This window comes from Enterobacter sp. GER_MD16_1505_Eko_090 (assembly GCF_003331015.1).
GTDB classification, from domain to species: Bacteria; Pseudomonadota; Gammaproteobacteria; order Enterobacterales; family Enterobacteriaceae; genus Enterobacter; species Enterobacter roggenkampii.
In genome coordinates, this window is sequence record NZ_PUQF01000003.1 from 131,015 (window position 1) to 150,352 (window position 19,338).

At 54.9% G+C, this 19,338-nt stretch carries 22 protein-coding genes; 15 read left to right on the plus strand and 7 right to left on the minus strand.

What is annotated here, in order from left to right; genetic code table 11:
- Positions 1-45: 45 nt before the first annotated feature.
- Entirely contained in the window at positions 46-1,086 is a 1,041-nt protein-coding gene (locus tag C6A40_RS04625; protein WP_045336055.1) for an oxidoreductase, read from the minus strand.
- A 243-nt stretch (positions 1,087-1,329) separates the two neighbouring features.
- Between C6A40_RS04625 and blr the strand changes: the two genes are divergently transcribed.
- The 12 genes from blr to gstA all read left to right on the plus strand — a co-directional run bounded on the left by blr (position 1,330) and on the right by gstA (position 11,496).
- Positions 1,330-1,455, plus strand: coding sequence for a division septum protein Blr (gene blr / locus C6A40_RS04630; RefSeq protein ID WP_168112406.1), 126 nt, complete (start codon positions 1,330-1,332; stop codon positions 1,453-1,455).
- 231 nt (positions 1,456-1,686) lie between these two features.
- Complete coding sequence (ydgT, locus tag C6A40_RS04635; RefSeq protein WP_006174966.1) at positions 1,687-1,902, plus strand: transcription modulator YdgT; 216 nt, start codon at positions 1,687-1,689, stop codon at positions 1,900-1,902.
- An 86-nt stretch (positions 1,903-1,988) separates the two neighbouring features.
- Positions 1,989-2,429: a DUF2569 domain-containing protein gene (locus tag C6A40_RS04640; protein WP_021241142.1), complete on the plus strand. Its 441-nt coding sequence runs from the start codon at positions 1,989-1,991 to the stop codon at positions 2,427-2,429.
- Between the two features lie 76 nt (positions 2,430-2,505).
- Positions 2,506-3,087: an electron transport complex subunit RsxA gene (rsxA, locus tag C6A40_RS04645; protein ID WP_114191243.1), complete on the plus strand. Its 582-nt coding sequence runs from the start codon at positions 2,506-2,508 to the stop codon at positions 3,085-3,087.
- A complete protein-coding gene (gene rsxB / locus C6A40_RS04650; protein WP_045336056.1) occupies positions 3,087-3,665 on the plus strand; it encodes an electron transport complex subunit RsxB in 579 nt (192 codons plus the stop codon). Before rsxA ends, rsxB begins: the two co-directional genes overlap by 1 nt.
- Positions 3,658-5,679, plus strand: a complete 2,022-nt coding sequence (gene rsxC / locus C6A40_RS04655) for an electron transport complex subunit RsxC (protein ID WP_045336057.1) — start codon at positions 3,658-3,660, stop codon at positions 5,677-5,679. Before rsxB ends, rsxC begins: the two co-directional genes overlap by 8 nt.
- Positions 5,680-6,732: an electron transport complex subunit RsxD gene (rsxD, locus tag C6A40_RS04660; RefSeq protein WP_008500567.1), complete on the plus strand. Its 1,053-nt coding sequence runs from the start codon at positions 5,680-5,682 to the stop codon at positions 6,730-6,732.
- Positions 6,733-6,742: 10 nt separating this feature from the next.
- Entirely contained in the window at positions 6,743-7,363 is a 621-nt protein-coding gene (rsxG, locus tag C6A40_RS04665; RefSeq protein ID WP_023327216.1) for an electron transport complex subunit RsxG, read from the plus strand.
- Between the two features lie 2 nt (positions 7,364-7,365).
- Positions 7,366-8,052: an electron transport complex subunit E gene (locus C6A40_RS04670; RefSeq protein WP_008500569.1), complete on the plus strand. Its 687-nt coding sequence runs from the start codon at positions 7,366-7,368 to the stop codon at positions 8,050-8,052.
- Positions 8,049-8,684 carry an endonuclease III gene (gene nth, locus C6A40_RS04675; RefSeq protein WP_008500570.1) on the plus strand — a complete coding sequence of 212 codons (636 nt, stop codon included), beginning with the start codon at positions 8,049-8,051 and terminating at the stop codon, positions 8,682-8,684. The genes C6A40_RS04670 and nth overlap by 4 nt, the downstream gene beginning before the upstream one ends.
- 592 nt (positions 8,685-9,276) lie before the next feature.
- Entirely contained in the window at positions 9,277-10,785 is a 1,509-nt protein-coding gene (gene dtpA / locus C6A40_RS04680; protein ID WP_008500571.1) for a dipeptide/tripeptide permease DtpA, read from the plus strand.
- A 105-nt stretch (positions 10,786-10,890) separates the two neighbouring features.
- Positions 10,891-11,496, plus strand: a complete 606-nt coding sequence (gene gstA, locus C6A40_RS04685) for a glutathione transferase GstA (RefSeq protein ID WP_008500572.1) — start codon at positions 10,891-10,893, stop codon at positions 11,494-11,496.
- 76 nt (positions 11,497-11,572) lie between these two features.
- Here gstA and pdxY read toward each other — a convergent pair whose 3' ends face one another.
- From pdxY to anmK, 5 genes are all read right to left on the minus strand, one after another.
- Positions 11,573-12,433 (minus strand): pyridoxal kinase PdxY, encoded by an 861-nt coding sequence (pdxY, locus tag C6A40_RS04690; protein WP_045336060.1) that lies wholly within the window; start codon positions 12,431-12,433, stop codon positions 11,573-11,575.
- A 66-nt stretch (positions 12,434-12,499) separates the two neighbouring features.
- Positions 12,500-13,774, minus strand: coding sequence for a tyrosine--tRNA ligase (gene tyrS, locus C6A40_RS04695; protein ID WP_008500574.1), 1,275 nt, complete (start codon positions 13,772-13,774; stop codon positions 12,500-12,502).
- 125 nt (positions 13,775-13,899) lie between these two features.
- Entirely contained in the window at positions 13,900-14,556 is a 657-nt protein-coding gene (gene pdxH / locus C6A40_RS04700; protein ID WP_008500575.1) for a pyridoxamine 5'-phosphate oxidase, read from the minus strand.
- 57 nt (positions 14,557-14,613) lie between these two features.
- The gene (gene mliC / locus C6A40_RS04705; protein ID WP_085930290.1) at positions 14,614-14,943 is read right to left on the minus strand and encodes a C-type lysozyme inhibitor; all 330 of its coding nucleotides are present in this window, start codon (positions 14,941-14,943) and stop codon (positions 14,614-14,616) included.
- 87 nt (positions 14,944-15,030) lie between these two features.
- The gene (gene anmK / locus C6A40_RS04710; RefSeq protein WP_023343975.1) at positions 15,031-16,155 is read right to left on the minus strand and encodes an anhydro-N-acetylmuramic acid kinase; all 1,125 of its coding nucleotides are present in this window, start codon (positions 16,153-16,155) and stop codon (positions 15,031-15,033) included.
- A gap of 255 nt (positions 16,156-16,410) precedes the next feature.
- On the opposite strand from anmK, the gene slyB reads away from it, so the two are divergent.
- Both slyB and C6A40_RS04720 read left to right on the plus strand, forming a co-directional pair.
- The gene (gene slyB / locus C6A40_RS04715) at positions 16,411-16,878 is read left to right on the plus strand and encodes an outer membrane lipoprotein SlyB (RefSeq protein ID WP_008500578.1); all 468 of its coding nucleotides are present in this window, start codon (positions 16,411-16,413) and stop codon (positions 16,876-16,878) included.
- A 199-nt stretch (positions 16,879-17,077) separates the two neighbouring features.
- Positions 17,078-18,439, plus strand: coding sequence for a sensor domain-containing diguanylate cyclase (locus C6A40_RS04720; protein ID WP_045336061.1), 1,362 nt, complete (start codon positions 17,078-17,080; stop codon positions 18,437-18,439).
- Positions 18,440-18,474: 35 nt separating this feature from the next.
- On the opposite strand, the gene slyA is transcribed toward C6A40_RS04720, so the two are convergent.
- Positions 18,475-18,915, minus strand: a complete 441-nt coding sequence (gene slyA, locus C6A40_RS04725) for a transcriptional regulator SlyA (RefSeq protein WP_021241135.1) — start codon at positions 18,913-18,915, stop codon at positions 18,475-18,477.
- 186 nt (positions 18,916-19,101) lie between these two features.
- Between slyA and C6A40_RS04730 the strand changes: the two genes are divergently transcribed.
- The gene (locus C6A40_RS04730; RefSeq protein WP_008500581.1) at positions 19,102-19,338 is read left to right on the plus strand and encodes a DUF1656 domain-containing protein; all 237 of its coding nucleotides are present in this window, start codon (positions 19,102-19,104) and stop codon (positions 19,336-19,338) included.

Here is a 19,338-nt window from a genome sequence, read left to right on the forward strand (position 1 = left end):
GCCGGGTGGCGCTGACGCTTACCCGGCCTACAAAATATTAAAAAACTATGCCAGACAGAGCGTCGCGCGATGTTTGGCAGATTCGATCCCCAGCTCAATCAGCTCCATAATCTGTATTGCCTGGCTGGCCGGAACCGGATTCTCTCCCGTGCCGTTCAGCGCATCGCGGATAGCGGCATAATACGCCGGATAGTTACCCGGTATCGTCAGCAAGGTCTCCTCGACCAGCTCCTCGCCTTCCACCCGCGTGACGACGCCGTCGCGCATATCATAGCCCCAGTCTTCCTGCGGCAGACGCTCACCGTTTTTCAGCCTGTCTTCCTGCGGATCGAGACCAAACTTCACGTAGCTGCCGCGCGTGCCGTGAATAATGTAACGGGCAGATTCTGCCGCCGCGACCATCGTCCCGTGCAGCACAATTCGCCGCTGCGGGTAACTGAGCACCGCGTGGAAGTAATCGGTCGTCTGCGCACCGGGCCTGAGCTGGGCCAGATCGACCGTCATGCTCACCGGCAGGCCAAACAGATTGACGGCCTGATCCAGCAGATGCGGGGCTAAATCATACCAGATACCGCTGCCAGGACCGGCCTGCTCGCGCCAGCGGTTTCGTACCTGCGGGCGAAAGCGGTCAAAGTGCGACTCAAAAAAGAGGATCTCCCCTAACGTACCTTCACTGAGAAGCCGTTTTACCGTCAGAAAATCACTGTCCCAGCGGCGGTTATGGAACACCGACAGCAGCCTGCCCAGACTCTTTGCCAGCGCATCCAGCTCGCGAGCCTGTGACAGTGTCACAGTAAAGGGCTTATCGACAACCACATGCTTCCCGGCTTCCAGCACGGCCTTTGCCAGCGGAAAGTGGGTATCGTTCGGCGTGGGAATGACGATTAAATCAATGTTTGGATCGTTGAAAAGATGTTTTGGCTCGGAGACAACCGGCACAGAAGGCCAGTCTGCATGGACTTTAGCAGCGTCGCTGCTGGATACCGCCGCCAGCGCCATCCCCGGCGTCCCGGCTATCAGAGGCGCATGAAACGTTTTGCTCGCGTACCCGTAACCAATAAGCCCAACGCGGATATTATCACTCATAGTGTCATCCTCTTTTAAGTCGTTCTTATTTCACACTGGCTAGTCTGGCATTATCACGGATTAATAATGTGCCGTATGACGTAAAATAGCAGGTTATACGGATTGTTTTTGTTACATAGTATTAACCTACTGATTTTGTTTAAGGGAACCGTTCCCAAAGCCCTTGCCGTCAGGGAAACGTCGCTGTAACATTTGCGCCCTGTCTTTATGGATAAAGTACAATTACACATCATGACGTCAATTATTAATCGAATCATTGAATTAGCGGGATGGATTGTCCTTGGGGTGTCGGTCATTTTGCTGGGCGTTGCCAGCCATATCGATAACTACCAGCCGCCGGAGCCTGTCACCGTCGCTCAACCTAAGTAACCGGTTACTGCAATAAAGAGTGACATAATATGTCAGTTACTTATTGCCAGCCCTGGTGAACACGGTTAACCTTCTCTTCCAGGCATCGTCTGATGCCTGAATTTCAGCAAAGAAAACTCCTAATTTCGTCGCGTTACCTGAGTGGGCTGTTTACGTCTTTATTAATCCGTTTATTATTCGAACGAATTACCTTAACTGGTATTACTCACTTTTATATGGAAACTTATTAATATGACAGTTCAGGACTATTTATTAAAATTTCGCAAGATCAATTCGCTTGAGAGCCTGGAAAAACTGTTTGACCATCTGAACTACACCCTGTCGGATAATCAGGAAATCATTAATATGTATCGCGCCGCTGACCATCGCCGTGCGGAGCTGGTCTCCGGTGGCCGTTTGTTCAACGTCGGCGAAGTGCCAAAGTCCGTGTGGCGTTACGTTTTATAAGAAAGTAGCCATCCGCGCGAAATGTTATATACTCTCCGCCCTGCCAACTGGCTGTACAACATTTCGCGCAGATTATGGGAGAGTTCATGACCGCAACGCCTGGAGAACGCATTGGAGGCTGGTTAATCGCCCCACTGGCATGGCTGCTGGTTGCCTTATTAAGCGCATCACTTGCGCTGCTGCTTTATACCACCGCACTGATTACCCCTCACGCCATTCAGACCCTGTTGTCGCAAAGCGTGCTTAATATTGCTTTGTGGTTTGTGTCGTTCGTTTTCGCGATTGGGATGTGGTACTACACGCTGTGGCTGACCATCGCCTTCTTTAAGCGCCGTAAGAATGTGCCTAAGCACTACATTATCTGGCTGCTGGTTTCGGTCCTGCTGGCGGTGAAGGCGTTTGCTTTTTCGCCCGTTTCAGACGCGCTGGCCGTTCGTCAGCTGCTTTTCCCGTTGCTGGCCGCGGCGCTGCTGGTGCCCTACTTCAAGCGTTCGACGCGGGTGAAAAACACCTTCGTGAACCCGTAATAACCCTACAGATAACCTGTTGTCGCCTGCCTGGGTTTGTCCGATAATAGGCGGCTTTTTTATTTCAGGCTAAATAATGACCGATTACTTACTGCTCTTTGTCGGCACCGTGCTGGTTAACAACTTCGTTCTGGTGAAGTTCCTTGGCCTGTGCCCGTTTATGGGCGTTTCCAAAAAGCTGGAAACGGCAATGGGTATGGGGCTGGCGACGACCTTCGTCATGACGCTGGCGTCCATCTGCACGTGGTGGATTGATACCTGGATCCTCATCCCGCTGGGGTTAACCTATCTCCGTACGCTGGCCTTTATTCTGGTTATCGCGGTGGTGGTGCAGTTTACCGAAATGGTGGTGCGCAAAACCAGCCCGGCGCTCTATCGCCTGCTGGGCATCTTCCTGCCGCTGATCACCACTAACTGCGCCGTTCTCGGCGTGGCGCTGCTGAACATCAACCTGGGTCATAACTTTATGCAATCGGCGCTGTATGGTTTTTCTGCGGCTGTCGGTTTCTCTTTGGTCATGGTGCTGTTTGCCTCTATTCGCGAGCGCCTGGCAGCAGCGGATATTCCTGCGCCCTTCCGCGGTAACGCGATTGCGCTGGTCACCGCCGGTTTAATGTCTCTGGCCTTTATGGGCTTTAGTGGTCTGGTGAAGTTGTAATGAATGCTATCTGGATTGCCATCGCCTCTATCAGCGTCCTGGGGTTGGTGTTTGGCCTTATCCTGGGTTACGCCTCCCGCCGTTTCGCGGTAGAGGACGATCCCGTTGTTGAGAAAATTGATGAGCTTCTGCCGCAAAGCCAGTGCGGGCAGTGTGGCTACCCGGGCTGCCGCCCTTACGCTGAAGCGGTAGGCATCCAGGGCGAAAAAATTAACCGCTGCGCCCCCGGCGGCGAAGCAGTCATGCTGAAAATTGCCGCCCTGCTTAACGTTGATCCGCAGCCGGTTGATGGCGACGCGGACGTGCAGGATCCGGTCCGCGCGCTGGCCGTGATCGACGAAGCGAACTGCATCGGCTGTACCAAATGTATTCAGGCCTGCCCGGTCGACGCCATTGTTGGCGCCACGCGCGCCATGCACACCGTGGTGGCGGACCTGTGCACCGGCTGTAACCTCTGCGTAGCCCCCTGCCCGACGCAATGTATCGAGCTGCGCCCGGTTGAAACGACTACCGAAAGCTGGAAATGGGATCTTCAAACCATTCCGGTTCGCAATATTCCTGTGGAACAACATGCTTAAGTTATTTTCTGCTTTCAGAAAAGAGAAGATTTGGGACTTTGACGGGGGTATTCACCCACCGGAGATGAAAACCCAGTCTAACGGCACGCCGCTGCGTCAAATACCGCTGGCGACCCGTTTCGTCATGCCGCTCAAGCAGCACATTGGCGCGGAGGGTGAGCTGTGCGTGAAAGAAGGCGATACGGTTCTTCGCGGCCAGCCGCTGACCTTTGGTCGCGGACGTATGCTGCCGGTGCACGCCCCCACCTCCGGTAAGGTGGTCGCTATCGCGCCTCATACGGTGGCGCATCCGTCAGCGCTCGCAGAGCTGAGCGTGATTATTGAAGCCGACGGCGAAGACCGCTGGATCGACCGCGATGGCTGGAGCGACTACCGCTCCCGCAGCCGCGAGGCGCTTATCGAACGCATTCATCAGTTCGGCGTTGCTGGCCTGGGTGGCGCAGGCTTCCCGACCGGCGTCAAGCTGCGCGGCGGTGGCGAGAACATTCAGACGCTGATTATCAACGCCGCCGAATGCGAACCGTACATCACCGCCGACGATCGTCTGATGCAGGACTGTGCCGCCCAGGTGGTGGAAGGCATCCGCATCCTTGCGCACATTCTGCAGCCGCGAGAAGTGCTGATCGGTATCGAAGACAATAAACCACAGGCTATCTCAATGCTGCGCGCCGTGCTGGCGGGAAGTCACGATATTAGCCTGCGCGTTATCCCGACCAAATACCCCTCTGGCGGTGCTAAACAGCTGACGCAAATTCTCACCGGTAAGCAGGTTCCGCACGGCGGACGCTCTTCAGATATCGGCGTGCTGATGCAGAACGTCGGGACCGCGTACGCCGTGAAGCGCGCGGTGATCGACGGCGAGCCGCTGACCGAACGCGTGGTAACGCTGACCGGGGAAGCGGTCTCTCGTCCGGGCAACGTCTGGGCGCGTCTGGGTACGCCGGTGCGTCACCTGCTGGAGCAGGCTGAGTTTTGCCCGTCAAGCGACCAGATGGTGATCATGGGCGGCCCGCTGATGGGCTTTACCCTGCCGTGGCTCGATGTGCCGGTAGTCAAAATCACCAACTGCCTGCTCGCCCCTTCCCCGACCGAGATGGGTGAAGAGCAGGAAGAAAAAGGCTGTATTCGCTGCAGCGCCTGTGCCGACGCCTGCCCGGCGGATCTGCTTCCGCAGCAGCTGTACTGGTACAGCAAAGGCCAGCTGCACGACAAGGCGACAGCCCATAACCTGGCCGACTGCATCGAATGCGGCGCCTGCGCCTGGGTCTGCCCTAGCAACATTCCTCTGGTGCAGTATTTCCGCCAGGAGAAGGCGGAAATTTATGCCATCTCCATGGAAGAAAAACGCGCGGCGGAAGCCAAGGCACGCTTTGAAGCGCGCCAGGCACGACTGGAGCGTGAAAAAATCGCCCGTCAGGAGCGCCATAAGCAGGCCGCCGTTCAGCCCGGCGAGAAAGATCAGGATGCGATTAACGCCGCACTGGCCCGCGTTCGCGAGAAAAAAGCGACCGCGGCGCAGCCTGTGGTGATCCCGGCTGGCGAGAAGCCGGACAACAGCGAAGCCATTGCGGCGCGTGAAGTGCGTAAAGCTCAGGCTCGCGCCCGTCAGGCTGAAAAAGCGCAAACGGTCCAGACGGATGCTGAGATCGACCCGCGTAAAGCGGCCGTTGAAGCGGCAATAGCCCGTGCCAAAGCGCGCAAAGCCGGCGAGCAGAACGTGGTGGTTGAGCAGGAAGCGGTCGACCCTCGCAAAGCGGCCGTTGAGGCAGCGATTGCCCGTGCCAAAGCCCGCAAAGCGGCGCAGCAGACGCCAACCGCAGAACCCGACGCGCCGGTCGATCCGCGTAAAGCCGCCGTCGAAGCGGCGATTGCCCGCGCTAAAGCACGCAAAGCGGCGCAGCAGGATGAGCAGCCGCAGGCCGCCAACGATGACCCGCGCAAAGCCGCCGTCGCCGCCGCCATTGCGCGCGTTCAGGCAAAGAAAGCCGCACAGCAAGCAGTTAACGAGGATTAAATGGTTTTCAGAATCGCAAGCTCCCCTTACACCCACAATCAGCGCCAGACATCGCGCATTATGATGCTGGTCTGCCTGGCGGCGCTGCCGGGCATTGCCGTTCAGTGCTGGTTTTTCGGCTGGGGAACCCTGTTCCAGATAATCCTGGGCTGTGCCAGCGCCTTAGCGGCGGAAGCCCTTGTCCTTAAGCTGCGCAAGGCGGCGGTCTCCCGCATTCTGGCTGATAACTCCGCGCTGCTGACCGGGCTGCTGCTGGCGATCAGTATCCCGCCGTTTGCTCCATGGTGGATGGTGGTCCTCGGCACCGTGTTTGCCGTGATCATTGCCAAACAGCTGTATGGTGGACTGGGCCATAACCCGTTTAACCCGGCGATGATTGGCTACGTGGTGCTGCTGATCTCCTTCCCGGTACAGATGACCAGCTGGCTGCCACCGCACGAGATTGCGGCCACGGTTCCGGGCTTCATGGATGCTCTGCACGTGATCTTTACCGGCCATACGGCGCTCGGTGCGGATATGAACGCGCTGCGTATGGGCGTGGACGGGATCAGCCAGGCGACGCCGCTTGATACCTTTAAAACGTCCCTGCATGCCGGACACAGCGTTGAGCAGATCATGAAATCCGCCATCTACAGCGGCGTACTGGCGGGTGCCGGCTGGCAGTGGGTCAACCTGGCGTATCTGCTGGGCGGCCTGTTCCTGCTGCAGCAGAAAGCCATCCGCTGGCATATTCCGGTCAGCTTCCTCGTGACGCTGGCGGTCTGCGCCACGCTGGGCTGGGTATTCTCTCCTGAATCACTGGCCAGCCCGCAGCTGCACCTGCTCTCCGGGGCGACCATGCTGGGTGCCTTCTTTATCCTGACGGATCCGGTGACGGCCTCAACGACTAACCGCGGGCGCCTGATCTTCGGCGCGCTGGCAGGCCTGCTGGTCTGGCTCATCCGCAGCTTTGGCGGGTACCCGGACGGCGTGGCTTTTGCCGTCCTGCTTGCCAACATTACCGTTCCGCTCATCGACTATTACACGCGTCCGCGCGTGTACGGCCATCGCTAAGGGTCTCGCCATGTTCAAAACGATGCAAAAACACGGCGTCACGCTGGCTGTCTTCGCCGCGGTCCTGACAGGGCTTACGGCGCTGGTAAATGCGCTGACCAAAACGACCATTGAAGAACAGGCCTCGAAGCAGCAAAAGGCCCTGTTCGATCAGGTGATCCCGTCCGACTTCTACGATAACGACCTGCAAAAAAGCTGCTTCGTGGTAGACGCGCCGCAGCTTGGGAAAGGCCCGCACCGCCTCTTCATTGCCCGCAAAGGGGATAAACCGGTCGGCGCGGTGATGGAAGCGACGGCGCCTGACGGCTATTCCGGTGCCATTCAGCTGCTTGTGGGCAGCGATTTCTCCGGCACCATACTGGGCACCCGCGTGACGGAACACCATGAAACGCCGGGTCTTGGCGATAAAATTGAAACCCGTCTGAGCGACTGGATTTTGCACTTTGCCGGTAAAGTGATCCATGGTGAAGATGACACCGCGTTTGCGGTGAAGAAAGATGGCGGCGAGTTTGACCAGTTCACCGGGGCGACCATCACCCCACGTGCGGTGGTGAATGCCGTAAAACGAGCCGGGCTATACGCTGAAACGCTGCCCGCGCAAATCAACAATCTTCCGGCCTGTGAGGAGTAATCATGAGCCAGGTTAAAGAGGTTATTGTCCAGGGGTTGTGGAAAAACAACTCCGCGCTGGTACAGCTTCTGGGCATGTGCCCACTGCTGGCGGTGACATCCACCGCCACCAACGCGCTCGGTCTGGGTCTGGCAACCACGCTGGTATTGACCCTGACCAACCTCTCCATCTCTGCCCTGCGCCGCTGGACGCCGTCGGAAATTCGTATTCCTATTTACGTCATGATCATTGCGTCGGTGGTCAGTATTGTTCAGATGCTGATTAACGCCTACGCGTTTGGTCTGTACCAGTCGCTCGGGATCTTCATTCCCCTTATCGTCACCAACTGTATCGTGGTCGGGCGTGCGGAAGCCTTTGCGGTGAAAAACAGTCCGGCCATGTCGGCGCTGGACGGTTTTTCTATTGGCATGGGTGCCACCTGCGCCATGTTCGTGCTGGGCTCGCTGCGCGAGATCCTCGGCAACGGTACGCTGTTCGACGGCGCTGATGCGCTGCTGGGCGGCTGGGCCAAAGCGCTGCGTATTGAAGTATTTCACACCGATACGCCATTCCTGCTGGCGATGCTGCCGCCTGGCGCGTTTATTGGTCTTGGCATGATGCTGGCGATAAAATACCTGATTGACGAGAAACGTAAGCGCCGCGCGGCTGAGCGCAGCGTTCTGGAAGGGACACCCGAGAAGGCCTCATGAATAAAGAAAAGCGCATTGCGATCCTGACCCGTCTGCGGGACGAGAACCCGCACCCGACGACGGAGCTGAATTTTACCTCCCCGTTTGAGCTGCTGATCGCCGTGTTGCTCTCTGCACAGGCTACCGACGTGAGCGTCAATAAAGCCACCGCCCTGCTCTATCCGGTCGCCAATACGCCGAAGGCCATGCTGGAGCTGGGCGTGGAAGGCGTGAAGTCCTATATCAAAACCATCGGCCTGTTTAACAGCAAAGCCGAGAACGTCATCAAGACCTGCCGAATTTTGCTGGAGCAGCACGGAGGCGAAGTGCCGGAAGACCGCGCTGCGCTGGAAGCCTTGCCGGGCGTGGGTCGTAAAACCGCGAACGTAGTACTCAATACCGCGTTTGGCTGGCCCACTATCGCCGTAGATACGCATATCTTTCGCGTGTCTAACCGGACCAACTTCGCGCCGGGAAAAAATGTCGAGCAGGTCGAAGAGAAGCTGCTGAAAGTGGTTCCGGCAGAATTTAAGGTTGATTGCCATCACTGGCTGATTCTGCACGGTCGTTACACATGTATTGCCCGTAAGCCTCGCTGCGGCTCCTGCATTATTGAAGATCTCTGCGAATACAAAGAAAAAGTGTACCCCTGAGGCATCTCAATCCCCTGACTAAAGAAGGGCTTTCAAACGCTCTTCTTTTGACCGTTATTTGTCCGCCTTTCGTTTCGCCTCACCTGTCACTTATTCGGCTCTTTAACGCTGAAACAGGTTAATACTTTTTTCATAGCCGAAAATTTCTATACATCTGTGATCGCGATCACCCTGATAACTTCATGTTGTATTTTTGTTGTCAAAATCGACCTAAACCCTTTATCTGACAAGACACTCCTCTTTCTTTGCCGACGATAAGACCAGCTATTTTTCAGAATATGGGCTATATCACTGCCACAAGCGGCAAATAGCAGAACATATCGCCAACAGCCCGTACTGACCGGTGATTACCAGTCGAAAAAACTACCTTTACTCAGCGTATGAAATTTAACGCTGAATAACATTTGCATGAACCGACGATTATACCATTCAGGATATATGTAACAGATTATTACAAACGTATTGCCAGATGGGGCAGGATAGTGAACATTACCCGCCGTTTCTCCTCCCAATATAACTATAAGGCGTATGGACTACGGCCATCACGCTATGAACACCCCCGTTAATATGGGATGTAAAAAAAGAGGTATATGTGTCGACTGCAAACAATAAACCAACAGATGAAAGCGTGAGTCTGAACGCTTTTAAACAACCTAAAGCGTTCTATCTCATCTTCTCTATCGAGTTATGGGAGCGTTTTGGTTACTACGGCCTGCAAGGGATCATGGCGGTTTACCTGGTGAAACAGCTGGGTATGTCCGAAGCCGATTCCATCACGCTGTTCTCCTCCTTCAGTGCTCTGGTGTACGGTCTGGTCGCTATCGGCGGCTGGCTGGGCGATAAAGTCCTCGGAACTAAACGTGTCATCATGCTGGGCGCCATTGTTCTGGCGATTGGCTATGGACTGGTAGCATGGTCAGGGCATGATGCCGCTGTCGTGTATATGGGCATGGCCACGATCGCCGTGGGTAACGGTCTGTTCAAAGCGAACCCGTCTTCCCTGCTCTCTACCTGCTACAGCAAAGATGACCCGCGTCTGGACGGTGCATTTACCATGTACTACATGTCCATCAACATCGGTTCGTTCTTCTCGATGCTGGCAACCCCATGGCTCGCAGCGAAATTCGGCTGGAGCGTGGCGTTTGCACTGAGCTTCGTCGGTATGCTGATCACCGTGGTGAACTTCCTGTTCTGCCGCAGCTGGGTTAAAAACTACGGTTCAAAACCAGACTTCGAGCCTGTGCATATGGGCAAACTGCTGGCGACCATCGTAGGCGTTGTGGTCCTGGCGGCCATCGCTACCTGGCTGCTGCACAACCAGGGTATCGCACGTGCCGTTCTGGGCGTTGTGGCGCTGGGTATCGTGGTTATCTTCGCGAAAGAAGCATTCGCTATGCAGGGTGCTGCCCGTCGTAAGATGATCGTGGCCTTCATTCTGATGCTGGAAGCGATTATCTTCTTCGTGCTGTACAGCCAGATGCCAACCTCTCTGAACTTCTTCGCCATTCGTAACGTTGAGCACTCTATTCTGGGCATCGCGTTCGAACCGGAGCAGTATCAGGCACTGAACCCGTTCTGGATCATGATTGGTAGCCCGATTCTGGCCGCGATCTATAACAAGATGGGCGACCGTCTGCCAATGCCGCACAAGTTTGCTATCGGTATGGTGCTGTGTTCCGGCGCGTTCCTGGTACTGCCGCTGGGTACCAAATTTGCTACCGACGCCGGTATCGTATCCGTTAACTGGCTGATCCTGAGCTACGCGCTGCAGTCTATCGGCGAACTGATGATCTCTGGTCTGGGTCTGGCAATGGTTGCACAGCTGGTTCCGCAGCGTCTGATGGGCTTCATTATGGGTAGCTGGTTCCTGACCACTGCCGGTGCAGCAATTATCGCCGGTAAGATTGCGAACCTGATGGCCGTGCCGGAAAACGTCACTGACCCACTGGTTTCCCTGAACGTCTACGGTACCGTGTTCATGCAGATTGGTATCGCGACTGCCGTTATTGCCGCTCTGATGCTGCTGACCGCACCGAAACTGAATCGCATGACTCAGGACGACGACAAGACCGCTAAGGCGACCAAAACCGCTACTGCGTGAAATCCGTGAGAAACGACTGACCAGAAGCCGCTAATTGATTAGCGGCTTTTTTTTTATCCGTTTGCGCACTAACATAGCTGAAACCTCAGCGAAAAGGAGTTACCGATGAAACTGTTCTACAAACCGGGCGCGTGCTCTCTTGCTTCCCATATCACCCTGCGCGAGAGCGGCAAAGATTTCACGCTGGATGGCGTTGATCTGATGAAAAAACGTCTGGAAAACGGCGATGATTTTCTTGCCATTAACCCGAAAGGACAGGTTCCGGCGCTCCTGCTGGATGACGGTACCCTGCTGACCGAAGGCGTGGCGATTATGCAGTTCCTGGCCGATAGCGTGCCCGATCGCCAGCTGCTGGCCCCGGTCAGTACCATTTCTCGCTATAAAACGCTGGAATGGCTGAACTACATTGCCACCGAGCTGCACAAAGGCTTTACGCCGCTGTTCCGCCCGGATACGCCGGAAGAGTTTAAGCCGACCCTGCGCGCCCTGCTGGAGAAAAAGCTGCAGTACGTTAACGAATCGCTGAAAGACGAACAGTGGATTGGCGGCTCACGCTTCACGATCGCTGATGCGTATCTGTTCACCGTGCTGCGCTGGGCACGTGCGGTTAAGCTGAATCTGGAAGGGTTAGACCACATTGCATCGTATATGAAACGCGTGGCTGAACGTCCTGCGGTGGCTGCAGCGCTGAAAGCGGAAGGTCTTAACTAATATCGCCGGCGGCACTGCGCTGGCACGGGCCTACGGGTTTTGTAGGCCGGGTAAGCGCAGCGCCACCCGGCATCGTTTAAAGCTGGGTTGCGCTGAAATAGTGCTCCGGCTTCGCGATACGATCCTGTGCCGCGACCACCTGCAGTTCATATTCCTGCATCTCTTTCGTCGCAATCATAATTTCGTACACCGCTGCCGTAACGTGCTCCAGCGCGTCCCTCACCGTTGCACCCTGAAGCAGTTTCACCAGCAGCAGCCCGCTGGTCACATCGCCCACGCCCACCGGCTGACGCGGGCCAAAATCCACCAGCGGACGGCTGATATGCCAGGCATCATCCTTCGTCACCAGCAGCATCTCAAAGCGATCCTGGCTTAGCCCTGCGCGCGCGAGGTGTTTTACCAGCACAACCTCAGGCCCCTGCGCGATCAGCTCGCGTGACGCGCTTACGGCCTCTTCTACGCTGTTAACCGGATGCTCGCAGAGAATTTCCAGTTCGACCAGGTTTGGCGCAATGATATCGCTGGCGGGCAGCGCGTGCCGGACGTGGAATTCTGCCACGCCTGGCGCCACGATACAGCCTTTTTCCGGATGGCCCATGACGGGGTCGCAGAAGTATTTTGCCGACGGGTTGGCAGCCTTTACCTGACGCACGATGCCGAGGATATGTTCCCCCTGCTCCGCTGAACCAAGATAACCGCTCAATACGGCGTCACAGCGCTTGAGCTGGTCGATATCGGCAATGCCCTGCACAACCTCGGTGAGGTGCGAAGGCGGCATCACGCAGCCGGTCCATTTTCCATACTGCGTGTGGTTAGAGAACTGAACGGTATTGAGGGGCCAGACGTTGACGCCGAGGCGGCGCATCGGGAATTCCGCAGCGCTGTTGCCAGCATGTCCAAAAACAACGTGGGACTGAATGGCGAGGATGTTCTTCATTTTATGCTTACCCAACCCTGAAAAAACAAAAGGGGCGTGGTTTCCCACGCCCCTCGAGACTGTTAATTATTTCCAGCAGACAAGGCAGTAGTTTTTCTTACCGCGACGCAGCAGGGTGTAGCGGCCATACAGACGGTCGCCATCAACAAAGGTGTATTCCGGGTCAGCCTGCTTTTCACCGTTGATGGTGATCGCGTTTGAGGCGATGGTTTTACGCGCCTGACCGCGGGAAGGCTGGAGCTCAGAGTCCACGAGCGCCTGCATCAGGTCAGCCCCTTTCTCCATCTCAACCATTGGCACGCCGTCCTGCGCCAGCTGTTCGAAGTCCGCTTCGCTCAGATCGCTCAGGGTACCGTTGAACAGGCTTGCGGTAATGCGTTTTGCCGCAGCCAGACCTTCTTCACCGTGAACCAGTTTGGTCACTTCATCTGCCAGCACGTACTGCGCGCGTGGCGCTTTACCGCTGTTCTTGTCTTCTTCTTCCAGCGCATTGATGTCTTCAATATCCATAAAGGTGAAGAACTTCAGGAAGCGATAAACATCGGCATCCGCCGTGTTGATCCAGAACTGGTAGAATTTGTACGGGCTGGTTTTCTTCGGATCGAGCCATACCGCGCCGCCTTCGGTTTTACCAAATTTGGTACCGTCAGCTTTGGTAATCAGCGGAACGGTCAGACCAAAGACCTGATTCTGGTGCAGGCGACGGGTCAGGTCGATACCGGAGGTGATATTACCCCACTGGTCAGAACCGCCAATCTGTAGGGAAACACCGTGCAGTTTGTTCAGGCAGGCAAAGTCATACCCCTGCAGCAGGTTGTAGGAGAACTCGGTAAAGGAGATACCCTGGTCGTCACGGTTCAGACGCTGCTTCACGGCCTCTTTGTTAATCATCTGGTTAACAGAGAAGTGCTTGCCGATGTCGCGCAGGAAGGTCAGCACGTTCATGCTGCCAAACCAGTCGTAGTTGTTCGCGGCAATCGCGGCGTTATCGCCACAGTTGAAGTCGAGGAACGGTGCAACCTGTTTGCGGATCTTATCGACCCACTCCTGCACGGTATCTTCGGTGTTCAGTTTACGCTCAGCGGCTTTGAAGCTTGGGTCACCAATCAGACCGGTCGCGCCGCCCACCAGGGCAACAGGCTTATGGCCCGCCATCTGGAAGCGTTTCAGGCATAACAATGGAACAAGATGCCCCAAATGCAAGCTGTCAGCGGTGGGATCGAAGCCGCAATAGAGCGCGATCGGGCCTTGCGCCAGTCGCTCTGCTAACGCTTCCTCGTCCGTCACCTGGGCCACGAGGCCCCGCTCTTGCAATTGTTTAATCAAGTTACTGCTTGCCATCAAATTCTCCATGTATAAACGACTGCACCTTTGCCGGTACACGACTTTTCGCCTGATGCGAAAGGACCATAGAATAAAGCGCAAGCGCGGTGTGCGCTAGCGCTTAAATCAACAAATTTCGGGGATTACGGCGCCAGTCTGTCGATTTTCCAGCCGCCATTCTCGCGCTGGTATAAAAAGCGGTCGTGCAGGCGATGTTCGCCCCCCTGCCAGAATTCGATTTGCTCAATCGGGATGCGGAAACCACCCCAGAAGCTCGGCAGCGGGATTTCACCCTGCTGGAACTTCTGCTTCAGCTCGAGAAATTTACTTTCCAGCACGCCGCGGGCGGAAATGCGGCTGGACTGTTTTGATACCCAGGCGCCAATCTGGCTGTCACGCGGACGACTGTGGAAATACTTCACCACTTCCAGCGTCGAGAGACGTTCCGCTTTGCCGGTCACCATCACCTGACGTTCCAGCATGTGCCACGGGAACAGCAGGCTGATACGCGGATTGTTTTCCAGATGATGCGCTTTGCGGCTGCCAAGGTTGGTATAGAACACCAGCCCTTTCTCGTCATAATGCTTGAGCAATACGATACGCTGATACGGTTGACCGTTTTCATCTACCGTTGCGACAACCATCGCCGTTGGGTCGGCAAGTTTCGCTTCGCAGGCCTGTTTCAGCCAGCGTTCAAAAAGCACGAGGGGTTCAGCGGGAAGATCCTGGCGACGCAGGCCGCCTTTGGTGTATTCACGGCGCAGATGCGCAATTTGCTGCAGTTCGTCGTTATCTGACATGGCGTTAGCTGACATTGAGAGTGGGTGGCGCTATTGTGCGCCGCCCCTGTAAAAATCTCAACGCTTCGGATTTTCGAGCTGGCAATTGTTCAGCACAATACGGTCGCGTTTGTAGACCGTGGCGCTGTCGCCTTTCGACCAGAAGACATAGATACCGTCGGTGTAGCGTGCGCCCGAGGCCGAAATGCCCTGCTTCAGCGTCAGCAATTTATTGTCGTAAACAAAACTGGCTTCCTGGCGCGGATTGTTCAGCTTCACGGTCAGCGGTTTTTCGTCGCAGCGATACTCCAGGGTATCGGTCTGCATGCGCTCAACGAGCTGGTTGTAGACGCTGCATCCTGACAGCAGCAAAGGGGCGGCAATAAGAAGAAGTTTTTTCATGGGCATATTCCGAAGACTATCCTGGTCCTGGAGGGCATGGCTGCCCCCCTGTTTCGTTCCATTCTAACGACGACGCGCCGCGCTGAATTTCAGTTAACTCTGATTATGACGCGGATTTGCCGGGAAAATCGCCCCTAGCACGCTCGCCTCGCGCGCGCCGGTTACCGACGGTAAATTGCCCGGCAGCCCGGCAACGGTGCGCCAGGCAAGCCAGGCAAAGGCCAGCGCCTCCATATCATCCCCGCTGATGCCGGCCTCATCGGTCGTCGACACTTCGGTACCCGGCAGCAGCCCGGCAAGACGCGCCATCACCAGCGGGTTACGGCTTCCCCCGCCGCACACCAGCAGGCGTTCACATCCGCCGCTAAGCAGCACCTGTTCAGAAATCGACACGGCCGTAAGCTCGGCAAGCGTCGCCTGAACATCCTGCGGCGCGAGCGCCGGGAATGACGCCAGCTGGCGCTCAAGCCAGCCAAAGTTGAAGTATTCACGCCCCGTGCTTTTCGGTGCCGGTAAGGCAAAATAAGGATCGCTCAGCATGGACTGCAGCAGCGGGAGAATCACCTTACCCTCACTCGCCCACTCCGCGTTTTTATCATACGGTTGACCGCACTGACGCCAGATCCAGGCATCCATTAACATATTGCCCGGGCCGGTATCGTAGCCCCGGACCGGCTGCCCCGGAATAAGCATCGACAGATTGGCGATCCCACCAATGTTGAGCACCATACGCCGTTCTGAAGGGTGCGCCAGTAGTGCCTGATGAAACGCGGGCACCAGCGGTGCGCCCTGTCCGCCAAGGGCAATATCGCGACGACGGAAATCGCCGACCACCGTGACGCCCGTTTTCGCCACAATCTGGTTGTTATCGCCGATTTGCAGGGTGTGCGGGGCATCGCCGATGGGTTCATGCCAGACCGTTTGTCCGTGACACCCGATGGCCACCACATCCTGCGGACGAAGATGTTCTTTTTGCATCAAAGCCTGCACCGCATCCGCAAACAGCGCCCCCAGGCGGACATCCAGCTGTCCAAGCTGCGAAAGGGTCAGCTGCTGCCCCTGACAGATACTGAGAATATCCTCTTTCAGTGAAATGGGGATTGGCCAGGTCAGGCTCGCCTGCTGCGCCACCATGTTCTCATCAATGGCGGCCAGAACGACATCTACCCCATCCAGACTGGTGCCTGACATCACACCAATGTAGCGACCCGATTTCATGCGCTTTCCTTACGTTGCGTGGGCTAAGGATATCCACTCAACCATAAACGGCGTCGCTTTGCCATCCGGCAATAATATTTTTTAACAATGTCAGACGGGTAGCGTGGGCGGATCCTGTTTATGTCTCGTTAAGTCAAATTCAAGTACAATTTTCCTATTGTTAGTGCAAAGATATGAACGATGGCCCTTTATGCCATATAATTTAGCCATAACGGATGCCCCCCATCGGGCGTTTTTGGTGAACAGGAGATTCAAATGATTTTACGTGTACTGGGCGTTTCGCTGATTGGTTTAACTCTGGCTGGCTGTGTGAATGACAGTTCACTTTCTGGCGACGTTTATAGCGCTTCTGAAGCGAAACAGGTTCAGAACGTGACTTACGGTACCGTTGTTAACGCACGCCCTGTACAGATTCAGGGTGGTGATGAAAACAACGTGATGGGCGCCATCGGCGGTGCCGTTCTGGGTGGTTTCCTGGGTAATACCGTCGGCGGCGGTACGGGCCGTTCTCTGGCAACAGCCGCAGGCGCAGTGGCCGGTGGTGTAGCAGGCCAGGGTGTTCAGGGTGCGATGAACAAAACTCAGGGCGTCGAGCTGGAAATTCGTAAAGACGACGGCAGCACCATTATGGTTGTTCAGAAACAAGGCAGCACACGCTTCTCCGCAGGTCAGCGCGTTGTGCTGGCAAGCAACGGAAGCCAGGTGACCGTTTCTCCACGTTAATTAAAAATGGATGTGGCCATTGGGCCACATCCATTTACAATATACATCACTTATACGAATATTTTTACAAAATATATTCGCCCCACAAATATTTAATCTCATCGTATATTGTCTCCGCGCAAAGTATTTATTGGATTACTTGCTTAGACTCTTCGCAATTACCTCTTCATAATTTATTTCTCATTTTGTAAAAACTTATATGCTTGCGAATAGTCGTTGTCTAAAAGGTCGTTATATCTCGTTCTGTTTCGGTTGCCTTGTCGTCATCGGAATATTACAAGCTCTCTTTTCAAAAGTGGTTGAATGGGTTCCCTCCTTCTCGCCTCTTTTGTTCCCTACGCTCACCATTTTTTTACTCGTGTTTCACCTGTTTATTGCCTGCTTTATGGCAATGAAATACTGGTGTGATAAGCGGCGGCTCTATCTGGTTGCGATCACCTTTGCCTTTGCCGGTTCGGCACTGTTGATGGTCGGAACGCTGTCCAGCTTTCCAGCATGGCTGAACCTCTATCAGTTCAACGTCGTGAACTACAACGATGCGATGATCTACTTTATGTTCCGCCACTTTTTAATGGCGGTGTTGTTCATCGTTGCGGCAATACTCTATCCTACGCGCGATTTCCCCTTTTCACGGTTGGCGCATATCTCAATTGTGAGCGGGGCGTTTCTCTTTACCGCCTGCGTTGTGGGACTGGCCTGGATATATTCCAGTCACTCGCCCTTGTTATCCATTGACCTGGTTGATAACGAAACCCGTCAGTTTATGGTGCTCTGGAGCCAATGCATAAATATTTCTTTAATTGTCTTCTGGGTGGTTTCATTAGTAACGCTGATGTTTGTCACGCGCGTGCGCAATTTATTCTGGGTAGGCGGAAATTTCCTGTGCGTTTGCTATATCGTCACGCTCGCCATGCTGTTAGTAGGCGGACATGCTGAAGATATATCGTGGTATCGCGCCCGGCTATTTGAAACCGTCGCTACGCTGATGATTATTTTTGTACTGCTCTACGACGTCTTCATGCTGTACCGTGATTCCCATTTAAAATATCAGCAGTCATATCAAAATTCGATTCGCGATCCGCTTACGCGCCTTTATAACCGTAGCTATTTTTATGAATCGTTAAACCAGGCGCTGGACATGGCGAAACCCAGCCGCCCAGTTTCGGTTATCGTCAGCGATCTCGACCGCTTCAAGCGTATCAACGATAACTATGGCCACCTTCAGGGAGACAAAGTCTTACAGTTTGTCGCCAATCTGCTGATGGATTCCGTACGCCCGCAGGACATCGCGGCTCGAATCGGCGGTGAGGAGTTTGTGCTGATGCTGGCCAACACCTCTTCAGATGCAGCCCACCAGGTGGCGGAACGCATTCGGTTGAAGCTAAGCAGCTTTGATAAAACCAGCAGCGGAGGGCAGCTACCTGAGCCGATTACCATCAGCATGGGAGTATTTACGGCGACGTCATCGTCCGTGACCGCAGAAGCGTGCGTGGAGAGTGCCGACAAGGCGATGTATGAGGCGAAGGAGACAGGCCGTAATCGAGTGGTGGTCTTTAAGTAAAAAAAGGCCTTGCTGTTGCAAGGCCTTAGTGTTGATCAGTCGCGAGACTGTAGCTCATGGATGTTTTGCTCAAGGCGAGCAATGAGGCTAATGAGCATTTCCAGCTCCGCCGGTGAAACGCCTGAAAGGATTTCACCGCGCGTTTTGGTAATCACAGCTTCCATTTCAGTAATGATAGGCGCCGCTTTCTCAGTGAGTTTTATCCGCTTGGCGCGACGATCGCTGGCGCAGGTTTGTCGGGAGATCAGCCCCTTCTCTTCCAGCTGGTCAAGCGTGCGCACCAGTGACGGTTGCTCAATGCCTATCGCTTTTGCCAGTTGAATTTGCGACTGGTCGGGCGGCAGCTGATGAATGTTGTGCAGCGTGACCCAATGCGTCTGCGTCAATTCCAGAGGTTTCAGGCGATGGTCAATCAGAGCACGCCAGACGCGTACCAACCTTGCCAGATCAGAACCTAATGGCGATTCCAATTTCATCTCCTTATAATTAGCTTGCTAAGTTATTATACTGATTTTAGAATAGTGTGCAGCATTTGTAATGGCAAAACAAATGCAATACTGCATTCATCTAACTCAAAAGTATGACTTACACTGAATTGTGATGCTTCTTCATACTCAGACAAGCCAACACGGCATTCTGTTCACTGCAAAGGATCTCTGCTCGTGACCTTTTTTCATCGCTCAGAGGGTTTACCCCTCCAGGACCTGATCTTCGGTGCGTCAGTCTACTTTCCCCCTCTGTTTAAGGCCGTGCTGGTGGGCTTTATTCTCTGGCTCATCGCGCATCGCCTGCTTCGCGACTGGATGTATTCCGGCGAAATCTGGCATCCCATGCTGATGGATCTTTCCCTGTTTGCCCTCTGTGTATGCCTGGGCCTTGCTGTTCTGATCGTGTGGTGA

What these genes read in the sequence shown, in the direction of transcription:
- rsxA (WP_114191243.1), top strand. Translation starts at nt 2,506, where the DNA reads ATGACCGATTACTTACTGCTCTTTGTCGGCACCGTGCTGGTTAACAAC.
- pdxY (WP_045336060.1), bottom strand. Translation starts at nt 12,433, where the DNA reads ATGAAGAACATCCTCGCCATTCAGTCCCACGTTGTTTTTGGACATGCT.
- rsxB (WP_045336056.1), top strand. Translation starts at nt 3,087, where the DNA reads ATGAATGCTATCTGGATTGCCATCGCCTCTATCAGCGTCCTGGGGTTG.
- C6A40_RS04640 (WP_021241142.1), top strand. Translation starts at nt 1,989, where the DNA reads ATGACCGCAACGCCTGGAGAACGCATTGGAGGCTGGTTAATCGCCCCA.
- nth (WP_008500570.1), top strand. Translation starts at nt 8,049, where the DNA reads ATGAATAAAGAAAAGCGCATTGCGATCCTGACCCGTCTGCGGGACGAG.
- tyrS (WP_008500574.1), bottom strand. Translation starts at nt 13,774, where the DNA reads ATGGCAAGCAGTAACTTGATTAAACAATTGCAAGAGCGGGGCCTCGTG.
- ydgT (WP_006174966.1), top strand. Translation starts at nt 1,687, where the DNA reads ATGACAGTTCAGGACTATTTATTAAAATTTCGCAAGATCAATTCGCTT.
- C6A40_RS04670 (WP_008500569.1), top strand. Translation starts at nt 7,366, where the DNA reads ATGAGCCAGGTTAAAGAGGTTATTGTCCAGGGGTTGTGGAAAAACAAC.
- slyA (WP_021241135.1), bottom strand. Translation starts at nt 18,915, where the DNA reads ATGAAATTGGAATCGCCATTAGGTTCTGATCTGGCAAGGTTGGTACGC.
- anmK (WP_023343975.1), bottom strand. Translation starts at nt 16,155, where the DNA reads ATGAAATCGGGTCGCTACATTGGTGTGATGTCAGGCACCAGTCTGGAT.
- gstA (WP_008500572.1), top strand. Translation starts at nt 10,891, where the DNA reads ATGAAACTGTTCTACAAACCGGGCGCGTGCTCTCTTGCTTCCCATATC.
- pdxH (WP_008500575.1), bottom strand. Translation starts at nt 14,556, where the DNA reads ATGTCAGATAACGACGAACTGCAGCAAATTGCGCATCTGCGCCGTGAA.
- mliC (WP_085930290.1), bottom strand. Translation starts at nt 14,943, where the DNA reads ATGCCCATGAAAAAACTTCTTCTTATTGCCGCCCCTTTGCTGCTGTCA.
- slyB (WP_008500578.1), top strand. Translation starts at nt 16,411, where the DNA reads ATGATTTTACGTGTACTGGGCGTTTCGCTGATTGGTTTAACTCTGGCT.
- rsxC (WP_045336057.1), top strand. Translation starts at nt 3,658, where the DNA reads ATGCTTAAGTTATTTTCTGCTTTCAGAAAAGAGAAGATTTGGGACTTT.
- rsxG (WP_023327216.1), top strand. Translation starts at nt 6,743, where the DNA reads ATGTTCAAAACGATGCAAAAACACGGCGTCACGCTGGCTGTCTTCGCC.
- C6A40_RS04625 (WP_045336055.1), bottom strand. Translation starts at nt 1,086, where the DNA reads ATGAGTGATAATATCCGCGTTGGGCTTATTGGTTACGGGTACGCGAGC.
- C6A40_RS04720 (WP_045336061.1), top strand. Translation starts at nt 17,078, where the DNA reads ATGCTTGCGAATAGTCGTTGTCTAAAAGGTCGTTATATCTCGTTCTGT.
- rsxD (WP_008500567.1), top strand. Translation starts at nt 5,680, where the DNA reads ATGGTTTTCAGAATCGCAAGCTCCCCTTACACCCACAATCAGCGCCAG.